This window comes from Lysinibacillus sp. Ag94, assembly GCF_023242215.1.
GTDB lineage: Bacteria > Bacillota > Bacilli > Bacillales_A > Planococcaceae > Lysinibacillus.
This window is the reverse complement of sequence record NZ_CP096780.1, coordinates 2,949,398-2,963,720: the sequence shown is the minus strand read 5'-3', so window position 1 is coordinate 2,963,720 and position 14,323 is coordinate 2,949,398. Positions and strand designations below refer to the sequence as shown.

The window sequence follows — 14,323 nt, the reverse complement described above, 5'->3', positions numbered from 1 at the left end:
TTTTTTGAGTGTAGCAACATATATTGCTGTACACGAGGGGGCGTATGAAATGGAATTACAAGACGTATTAAGAGTCGCTGGAGTGGGACTAGTAGTTGCGCTTCTTCATGTCTTCTTTGATCAAACAGGTAAAAAAGAATTTTCATTTTTCCTATTTTTCATTGCCTACTTATATATGACAGCGGAATTACTGCGATTTTTACGTCTATTTTTCAATGAAATTCTTACATTCTTTCAATGGCTAACCTCTTCCGGGTAGTGTAAATGGAAATTGTCATTGTTGCTGTCGTCATGCTGCTTTTATTATTGCTTATAAAAGAAGTCATAAAGCCACTCCATGCGCTGATTAGTGTAATGTTTTCGTTTTTGCTGTTTGGTATGTTGTTTTCTACACTCCTATTGCCATTCATCAAGCAATTGCTTGAGACATTAGCTTTTTTGCCATATGCAAAAGCAATTGTAGTAAGTGCCAGCCTTTTCTATGTAGGGCAATGGGTGTCTTTTTTACTTGTGGAACAAAGCTATAAAGTACTCGGGCATATTGTCTATGATGGGGTCAAGATTGTTATTTTGTTGTACTGGTTTAAGGAATTTTTGGCTGTTTTACAGGAGGTGTCGGCCATTTTACAACGGCTAAACTAAGGGGCGAAGACATTGCTAGAGCAAATAGTTTCGTTTTTAACTGATCCATTTTTTCTATTGCTGAAGATGACGCTTATTTTGTGTGGCTATGTCATTATTATTTTGATCGTTAATATGATTTTACCAGAGTTTGAAAAAGGGACAAGGATACTTTTTTTTCTTATTGTACTGGCAACTATCGGACCAGTTGTTGTGAGCTCATTTAATTTAATAGACGAAATAGCACAGGGGCTTGCGCATATATTTACTGCATTTTATCCCATTCTTACTTCAAGTTTTCTTTTATCTAGCAGTATTACAGCGATTGCTTCTTGGCAGCCTTTTTTACTTTTCTTTGTACAAGTCTTAACGATTATTAGTAGTAAATGGCTTATTCCAGGAGTGCTTTTTGCCATTGTGTTTGATGTCTGCAGTGTCATTGTTAAAGAAATTTCGTTTACGAGAATTGCCGAATTGATTCGTTTTACCATTATGAGCATCGTCTCGGCATCTGTAATTTGTTACATCATTTTAATGTCGGCGAGTGGGGTGGCTGCATTTAGTGTCAACGCAGCTGTTGCAGAGCCTGTGAAAAAATTAATAGAGGAAAATATTCCGGTTGTTGGTTCCTTTATAGTAGATAGTTTTTCGATGTTCCAGCATATGACACAATTTTCCTCTTCTATTACTAGTATTTCTGCTTTTATAGCGGTTATTACCGTGTCGTTCATTCCAACAGTTCAGCTTGTTGTCAGTGCGTATTCATTGAAAATGTTAGCTGCTATTTTAGAACCAATTGCTTTTGACGATATTTGTAAACTACTTGATCATGTTAGTAAGTCTCTATTTACCTTATGTGCTGTATCATTTCTAATTGCTTTTTCATTTATGTTTTCTTGTTTATTCCTCATCGTTTTTGTGCAAGTTATGGCTGGGGGGAGATAGATTGATTCTTTTATTAGCGATGCTCTTTATCTGTCAGATATTTGTGTTTCTAACAGATGATAAAGAAATAATTTCACTTACAAAGCTTGTTATTACGTTAGTATTTTTGCAATTGCTATTAAAGATTCCATTTATCAATTCATAGGAGGAAACAAGCGTACATACACTTGAAAAAGAGAAGATGAAAGGAGGCAATGTACAAGTGATGTGGAAAAGAAACGAAAAAAAACAACGTCATTTATAGTCTTAATGCTTATTGCTGCCTCCGTGGGAATTTTCATCATTTTACCAATGTATCAAACGGGTACAACGAATGGGCAAGTAACATCGATGAACAATGAAGAAAAACTTGAGCAGACACTAAAGGCTATGAAAGGTGTTGGGGAGGTTAAAGTCTATTTTTATTACGGAGATATGACAGCTGAGAATGATGACAATAAACTATTCAGTCAATATTTTCGAGGAACTGAACAAGGTACGAAAGAAGTAACAGGGATGCTAATTGTTTCAGAAGGAGCATCAGATATCTTTGTGAAAAATGAAATTCGTGCTGTTGTTAGTCAAGTAATGCAATTGCCGATTCATCGAATTATTATCGTTCCAATGGAAAATAAGGAGGAAAAGTAAATGCGCGTACGTAGAAGAACAGTTTGGTTTATGACATTATTAAGTCTAGTAGCGGTAATCTCAGTGTATTATTTGGTTGATCCAGCAAAACAATTTAATGGACTAACTATTTTCACAGATGACGCATTACAGCAAACTGCGGTAACGGGTATGACTGATCAAGAAGCAACGAAAGAGGGAGAGACGAAGGAAGTATCTTCGCCAAGTCATTTATTTGAAGAAATGCGCATGCAAGTTAGTGATGAAAGAAGCCAGCTTCGTTCGCAATTAGAGCAGAAGATCGGTTCAAAAGATTACACAGCAGAAGAAAAAAGTAAGGCGTATAATGACATGGATAACCTAATTAAACAAGAATCCTCTGAAGCAATGTTAGAAATGCTTATTAAATCTTTAGGTTACTCTGATGCGTTTGTACGAGCAGATGGTGGGAAAGTACAGGTAACGGTTATGGCGGAGGAGCTATCAAAAGCTCAAGCAAATGAAATTATTTACTTGGTAAAAACAGAGATGGAAGGCGCAAATGATGTCCAAGTAAAATTCAGTGCGAATAACTATTGAAAAAATAGGAATTTTCCGTTTATTTAAAACTATTGTTATATATCAGTATAATGAAAAGGCTTTCGTTTATTAAAGGAAAGCCTTTTATTTTGTTCATATTTACTTAATTTGCATGAAAGTATTTCAAATTGTTCGAAAAAAATATAAAATAGTGTTTGTAGTAGATTTTATTTCATAAGGAGAGTTAGAAATGTTCAAAATTCAAGAAATTCGCGAAATTATTAAATTGGTAGATTCTTCTTCGATTGATGAGTTCGTTTACGAAGTAGATGGCGCAAAAGTAAAATTAAAAAAGAATGGTGTTGTTGTTACTGATACTGTAGCACCTAAAAAAGAAGTAGTTGCACCTGTTGTACAACAGTCTGCACCTGTAGCAGCACCTGTAGCACCAGCTACTCCAGCAAAAGCTGAAGAAGCACCAGCTGCAGCACCAGCAAATAACGACCCATCGTTACATAAAATTGTATCACCGATGGTTGGAACGTTTTATCAATCTCCAAATCCAGATTCACCAGCTTACGTTAAAGTGGGGGACAAAGTTGGTAATGAAACAATCGTATGTATCGTAGAAGCTATGAAACTATTCAACGAAATTGAAGCAGAAGTTCAAGGGGAAATCGTTGAAGTACTTGTTAAAGACGGTGAATTAGTAGAATACGGTCAACCATTATTCCTTGTAAAAGCTGAGTAAGGAGTGCACAACCATGAAAAAAGTTTTAATTGCAAACCGCGGCGAAATCGCTGTGCGTATCATTCGTGCTTGTAAGGAGTTAGGCATTCAATCTGTTGCCGTATACTCAGAAGCAGACGCTGACGCATTACATGTGAAATTAGCAGACGAAGCATATTGTATCGGGCCAAAGCTATCAAAAGATTCATATCTTAGCTTCCCGGCTTTACTGAGCGTAGCAGAAAAAACGGGGGCAGACGGTATCCACCCAGGTTACGGTTTTGTATCTGAAAACGCTGACTTCGCTGAGGCTTGTGAAAACGCAGGCATTAAGTTCATTGGACCTTCATCTGATTCTATTAAAATTATGGGTATTAAAGACGTTGCACGTACAACAATGGAAGCAGCAGGTGTTCCACTAGTTCCGGGTACTGGTATTGTTCCAGATATCGAAACAGGTAAAGAATGGGCTGCTAAAATTGGTTACCCTGTGATCATCAAAGCAACTGCTGGTGGTGGCGGTAAAGGTATCCGTGTAGCTCGTACAGAAGAAGACCTTGTAAAAGGCATTGAAATTACGCAAAAAGAGGCTGCTGCAGCATTCGGTAACCCTGGCGTCTATTTAGAAAAATTCATCGAGTACTTCCGTCACTGTGAAATCCAAGTATTAGCGGATGGCTATGGTAACGTTGTACATTTAGGTGAACGTGACTGTACCGTTCAACGCCGTATGCAGAAATTAGTAGAGGAAGCTCCATCGCCAGCGCTATCTTCTGAGCGTCGTGCTGAAATGGGTGCCGCTGCCGTTAAAGCTGCACAAGCTTGTAATTATGAAGGTGCCGGAACAATCGAGTTTATTTATGACTATCAAGAAGATAAATTCTACTTCATGGAAATGAATACTCGTATCCAAGTAGAGCACCCAGTAACTGAAATGATTTCTGGTGTAGATCTTGTACAACAACAATTAAAAATTGCATCTGGTGAAAAACTTCCTTTCACTCAAGATGATATTCAATTAAATGGTTGGGCAATTGAATGCCGTATTAACGCAGAAAATGCTTATAAAAACTTTATGCCATCAGCTGGTACTGTAGATACTTACGTAACTCCAGGTGGCTACGGTGTACGTATTGACTCTGCTGTATATGCTGGCTATACAATCCCTCCATACTATGACTCTATGGTTGCAAAACTAATTGTTCATGCCAATACACGTGAAGAAGCGATTGCGAAAATGAATCGTGCGCTTAGCGAATTCGAAGTATCTGGTCCTGGTATCAATACAACAATTCCATTCCACCAAGCATTGATGAACAATGACGTGTTCAAATCAGCACAATTCAATACGAAGTTCCTTGAAGAGAATGATGTTTTGGGGACAAGCAAGTAAGGTGTAGCAACTTGCGCAATAGTTGTGCGATTTTTATCAGCTAAATAGAGGAATAAAACAAAACGGAATTTCCGATTTTAGACCCTTTAACGAAACTGAATCGTTAGGGGGTCTTTTTTGTGCGTAAAAATAGTCAGCGTACAGGTATTTTCGATATAGAAAATATCGATCCAAATAAAAACGAAATGAACTGCTAATAACAACGCCAACAATTATGATTGACGTTAATTTATGTGTTTAAAGCTATCGTATTTGTGCATATTCGGCGCCAATCATCGTTAAAGAACAAATGCGCTTACCGGGCACACAAACAAACGATTAAAGAATACGTGTGCTAACAATGGCCGTTGAAAGTTAGGGGCGCCAAGGTTTTCGTTTGTTTAATAAAATTTTGAAACAGTCTTACAGTATTCTTCTAACTCACTTAATGTAAATAGTAATGTAATAGGGAAATCATTTGAAGTTTCTTTTGAATATGTTAAATGAACAACAGCATATTTATTTAGCTTTTTAATCCAAAAAATAATATCATCATTATCTTCTCTTCTAGCCATTGCTACAGCTTCTTTTCCGTAGAGAATGTGTTTTTGTGAAAGTTCTTTCTCTAACTCTTTCGTTAAAGATTCAGACATACTTGTTGAAATCAACCACCAGGGATCGTTTATAAAACTTTTTAATTTTTCTTGCATTTTAGATGACCACTTCCAATTCATTAATTTTCTAAACTTAATTCAACGTTTTATTTTAATATTCCTTCTTGTGACTAAATAACCACACATCGATTTACCTTTAAATGACCGCCTAAATCAATGGTAAGACAGCGTGGATTCACCGAGGGAAATCTGAAAACTGTATTTCTCGGGTATAAGTAATGAGGAAGCATTACGCCTTTATTTCGTCTTTATACGTAGTTAAAACCGGTTTTACATCGCCAGTCGTATTTATCATCTTATGTGTTTCGACGCTTAAACAAACGGAATTATAAGGGGGATTAAATGGAATGAATATTGCAGTCAGTATTGTTAATATCCAACGCAAACTACTCGAACGGACTGGGCGTAAAACAGACGTATATTACAGCGAAGGTCAAGGCGCTTTATATGTATTCATGGGAGAACCTTTAACGGTCAACAACGTAATTTACGCAGCGTCCGAAATCGAGCTAATGATGGACGTTATTTAAGATGGGAGTGGGCAATTTTTCGGAATCGTTAAATATGCACGAAAACCAAGCTCGGCGTTTTTGAAAATAAACAATCGTTTTAGTTTAACGGACACCGGTGCTCGGTTACCTCTCGAATTTAGCCTTTTATGAAGTATGTAATTTGGATATGTTATAATCAAAAGTATGAAAAATCTATACTGACGGTGCAGTGTTCAATGAAAGAGGGGACAGATAATGGATAATCAATATGTCGTAGGCTGGGGTACATTAGCGTTGATCAATGCTGCACTTGCACAAGGAAAGAATAGAACGGGGTTTAATTGGTTTTTACTTTCTCTTGTGTTAGGTCCATTGGCAACACTAATTTTATTATTTGTTGATAAGAGACAGTAACTACATATTCACAATAAAGTGAGAAGCGACTGGATATTCTCACGTATTCAACAATTGGGGTGTTTTTGACCTTTACGATGTAATTAACGAAGAAGCAATGTTTTGTACGATTCAAGAAAAGAAAATAAAGGGAAAATGGACTATGGAAATGAACTTAACGTAGATAATGGCGCAAGAAGACAAGGGATTATCAAAGATAAAAAGTAATAATAATGAAGGGGAAGAGGATCTTTATTGTTCATCTTTCCCTTCATTATTATGGCGGTTGTTATTTTACTCAATAATGATTTTTTCGGCAATTCCTTCCCCAAATCCCTTTTCATTAGGAACAGCGGTAATTTCAGAAGCCCATACAGATACTGTTAATCCAACACGTACAGTATAAATTTCATCCGTAGTAAACCATACTTTTCGTATTTCTGGTCTTTCTTTATCAACTACTAAAAATCTGTCACCTTCTATTTGTACAACTTCTCCTTTAATATTTGGGCCAATATCGTTACTATCTGTGGAACATCCAACTAAAAAAAAGGTAAAAATAAATAACATAATTAAAGCTTTAGAAGTTTTCACCGAACTCCCCTTCCTTTCATATAGTATTTTTCATAAATTGTACACTTTAATGTATGTTCCTTCTTAATTGGAAACCCCGAATAGATACCATACGTTGTCTGTTAAGGGGAATAAGATTAAAAATATGATTATTTACTTACTAATAAAGCATCTGTAGAACTTGAATAGATGGAAAATGTATTAGTTGAATCTGAATATAGACTTATAACATCGTTGATCCTTGTCATAAGACCTGTTAAACCACCACCACCGCTATGAATTCCCACTACTCTATAGGTAGTAGGGTCATAAGTAATTGCACCGCTATCTCCTGTTTGAGAATAGTCAACCCCGCTTAAAGGAGTTATTCTAGCTACATTTCTTGTTCCCGGTGCTAAACCATTGGGATCAATATATGTTGTTTTTAATGTAGATATATTTCCACATGTTACACCTGTTGTAATTCCTGATTTACAAACGAATTGACCTTGAATAGGTGTGCTACTTCCAGTCACTCGTCTATCATAATCATCTTTATTTTCTGCAAGCTCATAAAAATAATTTGTTGCATATCGTGTAATTGTGCTTGCAGTTGTAACACGGATTAACCCTACGTCTATATTGGAATAATGCCCTCTGCTATGAACAACACCGAGAGTAGCAGTATCTTGTTTGACATAAGTATTGTTGGAATCGAGACAATGTGCAGCCGTTAATACAAAGTAATTTGTTCCTTTCTTTCCTATCCCCGCTGTAAATCATAAGCATTACGTATTTGGATTCCTCCACCTAATTTTGTCCAATTTCTTGCTCTTGCTAGTTCACCATAAAGATTCATTGATTTATCATGTGATTTTAATTGAATTAAATCTATAAAATTATTTTGATTTAGGTATGATAAAATTTTTTGTTCTTCATCTGTTTTTAAATCTTCTACAGAAACAGTTATTTTTTTGTCAATCAAATCAAGGTCTGTAATTACAGATTTATCTTCAATTAACCTTTGAACAGCTAGTGCTACTTCGTCTTGAATTTGTTCTAACTCATTAATACTATATTTTACTGATTCAAATTTAATTAAATTATCTTCATCTATAACCTGAAGAGAAGCCTTAAGAGTATTTAATTTTTCATCTGAAATGCCTGTTAATCCAATAATTATTTCACCACTATTTGATAGATATATAGTGCCTTTATCGGAGAACGCTTCGTAACTTCCGAATACTTTGTCGAGAATATTAAAAACATCGTTCATTTCTGTTGCTTGTGTTACAAGTTTCTTTTGAACTTCTAAAGGGTATTGTTGGATAGTGTTTTTTGTACTTGTGTCTAACTTACTAAAGTTACTCAAATCTTCTAGCTTTTTTGCATAAGTAGACCTGACATTGGTGTTAAGTAACAATAAAGCAAAGACAAAAACTAAAGGTACAATAAAAACTTTGTATTTTGTTATCATTTTTAATTCTCACTCCCTTTTAGTAGTATTATCTTGAATTTAAACATAATTATTTAATATTGTAAACTAGTTAACAGAAAATTCTGTTAATTTATTAGGGGGAGTGGGAACTAAAAAAATGAAAGGAATTTTCTTCTATCCTAATTGAAACTATTTAGTTCTTTTTTGTTCATGATATTTTTGGAAAATATGATTTATGAAATTGATTCATATATAGTGAATTATAGCTTATTATCATTATGGATTATTGAAAGTCGTATGTGATAAAAGCCAGGTTTCCTGGTGCAAAATGGCTAGTAGGGAGGATTGGACTCTAATTTTGGTTAATTTACTAAGAGGGAGGGTGAAAAATATATTTATGAGGTAGCGACTGTTTTCACTTTTCGTTTTTATCGAGTCGTTATTGAATTTATCGATATTACCTGTCCAAAATAAATTAAATCGGCTTTACGAAGCCAAACCTTCCTTTTTATAGTATAATAAGCGTAAGTACAGCATTTGTTTGTGATGTGTAAGGGAAAGGATGATATTTGTATGGCAGAGAAAGTAGGACAATCTTTCGTACAACCAACGCCTTCTGGAAAAGAAGAACTTGGGAAAATCGAAGTAGCAGCGGAAGTAATCGAGGTTGTTGCTGGAATAGCAGTAAACGAGGTAGAAGGAGTCGCGGCAACTCGTGGTAATATTGCTACTGGCGTAGTAGAACGCTTCGGTAAAAAGGTGCACAATAAGGGCATTAAATCGGGTGTTACTGAAACTGGTGAGATTGCCATTGATGTATTTTGCTCTGTAAAATACGGCTATACAATTCCGAAAGTGGCGAAGGAAGTACAAACGCAAATTCGCCAAGCGATTTATAATATGACAGCACTTGAAACAGCAGAAGTGAATGTACACATTACAGGTATTCACTTTGAAAAAGAAGAAGTAGCCGTACAAGAATAAAAAAGAAGGGTTGCCTATAGGGCAATCCTTCTTTTTACGTTTGTTAACGGAAATTGATTAGCAGTGATTAGTATCGCTACTTTATTATATTTCAATATGCTTTGGCTTTCTCCAGAACAAAGCAAGAATTACGCCGATTGTTAAAACAATTGTCGCAAAGTAATATGGGTAGTTTAAATTTATATCGAACATTATCCCCCCTAAAATAGGACCAAAGATATTCCCAAGACTTGTAAACATGGAGTTCATGCCACCGACAAATCCTTGTTCATTACCAGCAATTTTCGATAAATAAGAGGTAACGGCAGGACGGATTAAATCGAAGCCGACGAAAATAAAGAATGTGACAAATAAAATTGCGAAATAGTGGCTAACAATGGTCATAGCAAATGTTAAAACAGCAGAAAGGATGAGTGAATAACGGATAAGATTAATTTCGCCCATTTTCTTTGTCAGCCAATCGAATAACACTAGCTGAGCAAGGGCCCCGACTACTCCACTCCCTGTAATAATAATCGCGATATCTGAAGGCGTAAATGCGAATTTATGATCCACAAATAGGCTAAATAACGATTCAAATGCAGCTAAACCAAAGGACAGTACGAAAATAAGGATGAATGGAATAAGGTATAGTGGGCTGAAAATACGTTTCACACTGCCTAAAATTGATGGAGCAGACTCTACATCATCTGAAGCACGTGTTGGCTCTTTTAGTAATAGTATTGACAAGATAGCTGCTAAAAATCCAAGTATACCTGCAGCGTAAAATGGTATGCGTGTTCCGAATTCGGCCAAAAATCCACCGATCCCAGGTCCGATAATAAAGCCAGTACTAATCGCTGCACTCATAAAGCCCAGTGCCTTTGAACGTTGTGTCAATGTTGTAATATCAGCGATATAGGCAGTTACCGCCGGCATGATAAAGGCAGCACTTACACCACCTAGCATACGCGAGATAAAGAGTATTTCAACTGTGCGTCCGAGCCCGAATAGTAGCTCTGAAAAACCGAATATAAAAAGACCCGCAACGATCATAATTTTTCGGCCAATAGTATCCACCATTTTACCAGCAATCGGTGAAACAATAAGTTGCGTAATAGCAAATGCTGCCACCATATAACCGACAACAGAGCCTGAAATTTTTAGCTCATTCATGATTGTTGGTAGCACCGGTATAACTAAACCAATGCCTAAAAAGGCAATGAATAAATTCGATAATAAAATACTTAAGGTTAAAATTTGTTTCTTGTTCATTTTGTTCTCCTTCAATTTTTCCGATAAATGAATCTGAATCTACTAGAATATTTCCATGTAATACAATAAACCCTATAGTAACTATAGGGTCAAAAGATTTGTTTCAGTGTGGCAGTATTAGGTCGCAGTTATACAAGTTGACTCAATAAATCTCCTTTGATGCTCCAAGGGCAGTGTAGTTGGTATTCTCCATTAATAATTCCTAAAGAAGTTTCGTATGGCATCAAAACGAATTTTATGTTTACAATTCTCGCAATAAAATAAGTGGGATTTACGTTCTTTGTATTGCTTATATTGTTCCTCACCTTCATATAGCTTGAAAGTTCTTTTACAGCTTGTACAAATAACTTCATAATGCATAATGACCACCTCGGAAAATGAGATTATTTTCCTTGATTATAACATTCTTGTTATTTAAACATTAATAATGGATTTTCATTTTTTAACATTAAATTTCATAAAGTTGATTAAAGGGTGTTAAAATAAGCAAAAACTTGCTTGAAAAAGGTATCAGATTATTGAAAACTTGCTTGAATTCGTGTTTCTCGTACGAATTTATGCTATTATAAACCTTAATGCCACTTAAGAAGGAGAGCTTTACATGAAACGACATGAGGCACGCGAAAAAGCGTTGCAAGTTTTGTTTCAGCTAGACAATACTGAACTAACAGTAGAAGAAGCAATGGCCCATATTAAAGGTCAACCAACAAACGTCTTCTACGAAAAGATTGTTACTGGAACAGTTGAACATTTAGAGGAAATCGATGCTACTTTAGAGCAGCATCTTGAAAAGTGGTCACTTGCCCGTTTACCAAAAATTGAAAGAACGGTTTTACGTCTAGCTGTATACGAAATTTTATACATGCCAGAAACACCAAAAAGAGTAGTACTTAATGAAGCAATCGAGTTATGCAAAACATTTGGCGACGATGGCTCGTCGAAATTTGTTAATGGCGTACTTTCTAAATTTACAGAACAATAAAATGTGTTGAATTGGAAGGAGTAACTAAGGTCTATGTCAAGTGCAATTATTAATGGTAAAGAAATTGGTCAAGAAATTCGTAATTCAGTAGCAGAGCGAGTAACGCGTTTAAAAGAGCAAGGATTAACACCAGGCTTAGCGGTTGTTTTAGTAGGAGACAACCAAGCCTCGGCTACATATGTGAGAAATAAGCAAAAATCTTGTGAAGCCATTGGAATGTTTTCTGAGTTAATCAAACTGCCAGAAGAAACTACACAGGATGCATTATTAGCACAAATTGAATTATTAAATAATCGTGAAGATATTCATGGAATTTTAGTACAATTACCACTCCCTAAACATATTGATGAGGATACTGTTATTGCCACAATTGCTGTGGAAAAAGACGTGGATGGCTTCTCACCAGTAAGTGTTGGGAAAATGATGCTTGGCCAAGAAACATTTTTGCCTTGTACACCGTTTGGCGTAATGAAACTTCTTGAATATTCAGGAATTGAAATAGCAGGAAAGCACGCGGTCATCGTGGGTCGTAGTCATATCGTGGGGAAACCAATGGGGCAACTACTACTACAAAAAGATGCAACCGTTACATATACGCATTCCAAAACACCAAACCTACCTTCATTCACTAAACAAGCAGATATTTTAATTGCGGCAGTTGGACGTGCAAACTTTATTACGAAGGAACATGTTAAAGAAGGCGCAGTTGTTATAGATGTTGGCATTAATCGTGATGAAAACAACAAGCTTTGCGGTGACGTAAACTTTAGTGAGATCGATGGTATTGCTTCTCACATTACACCAGTACCAGGCGGTGTAGGACCAATGACAATTACTATGCTACTATTCAACACAGTTCAAGCAGCAGAAAATAAGCTTGCACAAACAGTTAAGTTATAATTTTGAATGACTCTTTATAAAAAGCTATCTCAATTTATTGAGGTAGCTTTTTTGTATTGTTTATTTTCTGAGTATTTCAAGAACTTTTGTATTGTTTTTAACGTCTAATATAACGTTTGGGTCATACATATGAATAGGGAGGTTTTTATGGAAAACATAGATTTAATACTGATCATTAAACATATTATTATCGGTCTTGTACAAGGGTTTACAGAGCCAATTCCTGTATCATCTAGCGGACATGTTATGATTGCAAGTGAAATTCTTGGTCTCGGTGAGCAAGGTTTTACTTTTGCTATTTTAACAAACACAGCTTCATTACTGGCTATTGTTTATATTTATCGACAGGATATTGTTCGACTCGTTACAAATTTTTTCCTGTATCTGAAAACTCGACAGAATCGTTATAAAGCTGATTTTCGTTTCGCCATATTCATAGTAATTGGTTCTATTCCAGCGGGCGTATTAGGTGTTTTGTTAAGCGATGTTATTGCGGATAATGTTAGTATGACAACGATAGCACTTATGCTATTTGTAACAGGTATTGCTCTATGGCTAATCCGTAATATGCGTGGTAAGAAAAGGGATGCGGATTTGACTGCGAAAGACGCCATCATCGTAGGTCTTGGTCAAGCTGTAGCATTAACACCTGGTATTAGCCGTTCAGGAGCAACCATTATTTCAGCCATTGCAGTTGGTATGAAACAGGAAACCGCTTTACGATTTTCCTTCATGCTCTATATTCCTGTAAGTCTTGGTGGAGTTGTCCTTGGAATTTCTGATTTTTTAGATGAGCCAAATAAAGGTGCATTAGCAATTCCTTATGCTGCGACATTTATTGTGACATTATTTATGACTTATTTTGCAATGCGTTGGTTTATGGGCATCATGAAAAGTGGCAAGCTTAGCTACTTTACATATTATTGCTTTCTTGTAGGGACGCTTCTATTAATATTTTATTAATGTAAACGCCTCATAATTTTATGAAGTTGTGAGGTTTTCTTGTTTGTTAAGAAAATGAAATGGTAGGTATTCGACTCCTATCCGTCGCTCCGTGGGTTCTTACCGTCACTTGGCCTGTTTTATCCGTCGTTTCGCTTTCATTCTGCTCTTTTATCAGCGAATCTGGCTCTTTCAAGTTTTAGCGGCGTTTCTTGTTTTGGTTAGCGGCGGAATTTCGTGTTTTAGCGGCGTATTCCAACATAAGCTGGACAATTTCACAAAACTAAAGTCAGAGGTGAAGAACAGTTGATGCTTTATCAGCGATTTTGGCTCTCTTATCAGCGATGTTTGATGCTTTATCAGCGATTTTGGCTCTCTTATCAGCGATTCTGACTCTTTTATCAGCGATGTTTGATGCTTTATCAGCGATTCTGACCCTTTTATCAGCGATTCTGGCTCTTTCAAGTTTTAGCGGCCGTCTTCCTTTGGTTAGCAGCGCAACTCACACTTTTAGCAAAGAATTCCAACACGGACAATTTGACAAAACTAAAGTAATACCGTCGCTCCGGTGGTTATTCCCGTCACATGGCTTGTTAAATCCGTCGCTTCAGCAGATCAATCCGTCGTTTCATTTTCATACCGTCGCTCCGGTGGTTATTCCCGTCACATGGCCTGTTAAATCCGTCGCTCTGACAGGTCTATCCGTCGTTTCGCTTTTATACCGTCGCCGGGGTTCTTCCCGTCACTCGGCCTGTTAAATCCGTCGCTTCGGCAGATCTATCCGTTGTTTCATTTTTATACCGTCGCTCCGTGGGTTCTTCCCGTCACATGGCTTGTTAAATCCGTCGCTTCGGCAGATCAATCCGTCGTTTCATTTTCATACCGTCGCTCCGTGGATTCTTCCCGTCACATGGCCTGTT

20 protein-coding genes are annotated in these 14,323 nt (G+C 36.5%); 14 read left to right on the top strand and 6 right to left on the bottom strand.

Annotation, left to right across the window (positions count from 1 at the left end):
* Positions 1–49: 49 nt before the first annotated feature.
* The 8 genes from MY533_RS13695 to accC all read left to right on the top strand — a co-directional run bounded on the left by MY533_RS13695 (position 50) and on the right by accC (position 4,814).
* Entirely contained in the window at positions 50–259 is a 210-nt protein-coding gene (locus MY533_RS13695; protein ID WP_012295089.1) for a hypothetical protein, read from the top strand.
* A 5-nt stretch (positions 260–264) separates the two neighbouring features.
* Entirely contained in the window at positions 265–642 is a 378-nt protein-coding gene (locus MY533_RS13690; protein WP_248716406.1) for a hypothetical protein, read from the top strand.
* 12 nt (positions 643–654) lie between these two features.
* Positions 655–1,566, top strand: a complete 912-nt coding sequence (locus MY533_RS13685; RefSeq protein WP_132356674.1) for a stage III sporulation protein AE — start codon at positions 655–657, stop codon at positions 1,564–1,566.
* Position 1,567: 1 nt separating this feature from the next.
* Positions 1,568–1,711, top strand: coding sequence for a hypothetical protein (locus MY533_RS13680; RefSeq protein ID WP_166672062.1), 144 nt, complete (start codon positions 1,568–1,570; stop codon positions 1,709–1,711).
* Positions 1,712–1,773: 62 nt separating this feature from the next.
* Positions 1,774–2,193 carry a hypothetical protein gene (locus MY533_RS13675; RefSeq protein ID WP_248716405.1) on the top strand — a complete coding sequence of 140 codons (420 nt, stop codon included), beginning with the start codon at positions 1,774–1,776 and terminating at the stop codon, positions 2,191–2,193.
* The gene (locus tag MY533_RS13670; RefSeq protein WP_248716404.1) at positions 2,194–2,751 is read left to right on the top strand and encodes a SpoIIIAH-like family protein; all 558 of its coding nucleotides are present in this window, start codon (positions 2,194–2,196) and stop codon (positions 2,749–2,751) included. It begins immediately after the preceding gene.
* Between the two features lie 190 nt (positions 2,752–2,941).
* Positions 2,942–3,442: an acetyl-CoA carboxylase biotin carboxyl carrier protein gene (gene accB / locus MY533_RS13665; protein ID WP_248716403.1), complete on the top strand. Its 501-nt coding sequence runs from the start codon at positions 2,942–2,944 to the stop codon at positions 3,440–3,442.
* A 13-nt stretch (positions 3,443–3,455) separates the two neighbouring features.
* Positions 3,456–4,814 carry an acetyl-CoA carboxylase biotin carboxylase subunit gene (gene accC, locus MY533_RS13660; protein WP_132356670.1) on the top strand — a complete coding sequence of 453 codons (1,359 nt, stop codon included), beginning with the start codon at positions 3,456–3,458 and terminating at the stop codon, positions 4,812–4,814.
* A gap of 380 nt (positions 4,815–5,194) precedes the next feature.
* Here accC and MY533_RS13655 read toward each other — a convergent pair whose 3' ends face one another.
* Positions 5,195–5,503: a hypothetical protein gene (locus MY533_RS13655; RefSeq protein ID WP_248716402.1), complete on the bottom strand. Its 309-nt coding sequence runs from the start codon at positions 5,501–5,503 to the stop codon at positions 5,195–5,197.
* A gap of 311 nt (positions 5,504–5,814) precedes the next feature.
* Between MY533_RS13655 and MY533_RS13650 the strand changes: the two genes are divergently transcribed.
* Together MY533_RS13650 and MY533_RS13645 are read left to right on the top strand one after the other, a co-directional pair.
* The gene (locus MY533_RS13650; RefSeq protein WP_132356669.1) at positions 5,815–5,997 is read left to right on the top strand and encodes a hypothetical protein; all 183 of its coding nucleotides are present in this window, start codon (positions 5,815–5,817) and stop codon (positions 5,995–5,997) included.
* A 216-nt stretch (positions 5,998–6,213) separates the two neighbouring features.
* Positions 6,214–6,372, top strand: coding sequence for a hypothetical protein (locus MY533_RS13645; protein WP_248716401.1), 159 nt, complete (start codon positions 6,214–6,216; stop codon positions 6,370–6,372).
* A 273-nt stretch (positions 6,373–6,645) separates the two neighbouring features.
* Here the strand turns inward: MY533_RS13645 and MY533_RS13640 are convergent, their stop codons facing one another.
* The 3 genes from MY533_RS13640 to MY533_RS13630 all read right to left on the bottom strand — a co-directional run bounded on the left by MY533_RS13640 (position 6,646) and on the right by MY533_RS13630 (position 8,380).
* Positions 6,646–6,945, bottom strand: coding sequence for a hypothetical protein (locus MY533_RS13640; protein ID WP_248716400.1), 300 nt, complete (start codon positions 6,943–6,945; stop codon positions 6,646–6,648).
* A 128-nt stretch (positions 6,946–7,073) separates the two neighbouring features.
* Positions 7,074–7,670: a trypsin-like serine protease gene (locus MY533_RS22350; protein WP_371873354.1), complete on the bottom strand. Its 597-nt coding sequence runs from the start codon at positions 7,668–7,670 to the stop codon at positions 7,074–7,076.
* On the bottom strand, positions 7,667–8,380 hold the full coding sequence (locus MY533_RS13630; protein ID WP_248716398.1) for a hypothetical protein: 714 nt from the start codon (positions 8,378–8,380) through the stop codon (positions 7,667–7,669). Before MY533_RS13630 ends, MY533_RS22350 begins: the two co-directional genes overlap by 4 nt.
* Positions 8,381–8,914: 534 nt before the next feature.
* Here MY533_RS13630 and MY533_RS13625 point away from each other — a divergent pair.
* Entirely contained in the window at positions 8,915–9,325 is a 411-nt protein-coding gene (locus tag MY533_RS13625; protein WP_132356667.1) for an Asp23/Gls24 family envelope stress response protein, read from the top strand.
* Positions 9,326–9,409: 84 nt separating this feature from the next.
* Here MY533_RS13625 and MY533_RS13620 read toward each other — a convergent pair whose 3' ends face one another.
* Positions 9,410–10,579 carry an MFS transporter gene (locus MY533_RS13620; RefSeq protein WP_248716397.1) on the bottom strand — a complete coding sequence of 390 codons (1,170 nt, stop codon included), beginning with the start codon at positions 10,577–10,579 and terminating at the stop codon, positions 9,410–9,412.
* Positions 10,580–10,707: 128 nt separating this feature from the next.
* A complete protein-coding gene (locus tag MY533_RS13615; protein ID WP_371873257.1) occupies positions 10,708–10,932 on the bottom strand; it encodes a hypothetical protein in 225 nt (74 codons plus the stop codon).
* Between the two features lie 248 nt (positions 10,933–11,180).
* Between MY533_RS13615 and nusB the strand changes: the two genes are divergently transcribed.
* The 3 genes from nusB (at position 11,181) to MY533_RS13600 (ending at position 13,424) form a co-directional block, all read left to right on the top strand.
* Positions 11,181–11,561, top strand: coding sequence for a transcription antitermination factor NusB (nusB, locus tag MY533_RS13610; RefSeq protein WP_248716396.1), 381 nt, complete (start codon positions 11,181–11,183; stop codon positions 11,559–11,561).
* A 33-nt stretch (positions 11,562–11,594) separates the two neighbouring features.
* Entirely contained in the window at positions 11,595–12,461 is an 867-nt protein-coding gene (gene folD, locus MY533_RS13605) for a bifunctional methylenetetrahydrofolate dehydrogenase/methenyltetrahydrofolate cyclohydrolase FolD (RefSeq protein WP_248716395.1), read from the top strand.
* Between the two features lie 147 nt (positions 12,462–12,608).
* Positions 12,609–13,424: an undecaprenyl-diphosphate phosphatase gene (locus MY533_RS13600; protein WP_248716394.1), complete on the top strand. Its 816-nt coding sequence runs from the start codon at positions 12,609–12,611 to the stop codon at positions 13,422–13,424.
* The last annotated feature ends 899 nt before the right edge of the window (positions 13,425–14,323 follow it).

What these genes read in the sequence shown, in the direction of transcription:
- MY533_RS13630 (WP_248716398.1), bottom strand. Translation starts at nt 8,380, where the DNA reads ATGATAACAAAATACAAAGTTTTTATTGTACCTTTAGTTTTTGTCTTT.
- folD (WP_248716395.1), top strand. Translation starts at nt 11,595, where the DNA reads ATGTCAAGTGCAATTATTAATGGTAAAGAAATTGGTCAAGAAATTCGT.
- MY533_RS13615 (WP_371873257.1), bottom strand. Translation starts at nt 10,932, where the DNA reads ATGAAGTTATTTGTACAAGCTGTAAAAGAACTTTCAAGCTATATGAAG.
- MY533_RS13655 (WP_248716402.1), bottom strand. Translation starts at nt 5,503, where the DNA reads ATGCAAGAAAAATTAAAAAGTTTTATAAACGATCCCTGGTGGTTGATT.
- MY533_RS13690 (WP_248716406.1), top strand. Translation starts at nt 265, where the DNA reads ATGGAAATTGTCATTGTTGCTGTCGTCATGCTGCTTTTATTATTGCTT.
- MY533_RS13670 (WP_248716404.1), top strand. Translation starts at nt 2,194, where the DNA reads ATGCGCGTACGTAGAAGAACAGTTTGGTTTATGACATTATTAAGTCTA.
- MY533_RS13645 (WP_248716401.1), top strand. Translation starts at nt 6,214, where the DNA reads ATGGATAATCAATATGTCGTAGGCTGGGGTACATTAGCGTTGATCAAT.
- nusB (WP_248716396.1), top strand. Translation starts at nt 11,181, where the DNA reads ATGAAACGACATGAGGCACGCGAAAAAGCGTTGCAAGTTTTGTTTCAG.
- accC (WP_132356670.1), top strand. Translation starts at nt 3,456, where the DNA reads ATGAAAAAAGTTTTAATTGCAAACCGCGGCGAAATCGCTGTGCGTATC.
- MY533_RS13650 (WP_132356669.1), top strand. Translation starts at nt 5,815, where the DNA reads ATGAATATTGCAGTCAGTATTGTTAATATCCAACGCAAACTACTCGAA.
- accB (WP_248716403.1), top strand. Translation starts at nt 2,942, where the DNA reads ATGTTCAAAATTCAAGAAATTCGCGAAATTATTAAATTGGTAGATTCT.
- MY533_RS13625 (WP_132356667.1), top strand. Translation starts at nt 8,915, where the DNA reads ATGGCAGAGAAAGTAGGACAATCTTTCGTACAACCAACGCCTTCTGGA.
- MY533_RS13600 (WP_248716394.1), top strand. Translation starts at nt 12,609, where the DNA reads ATGGAAAACATAGATTTAATACTGATCATTAAACATATTATTATCGGT.
- MY533_RS13695 (WP_012295089.1), top strand. Translation starts at nt 50, where the DNA reads ATGGAATTACAAGACGTATTAAGAGTCGCTGGAGTGGGACTAGTAGTT.
- MY533_RS13620 (WP_248716397.1), bottom strand. Translation starts at nt 10,579, where the DNA reads ATGAACAAGAAACAAATTTTAACCTTAAGTATTTTATTATCGAATTTA.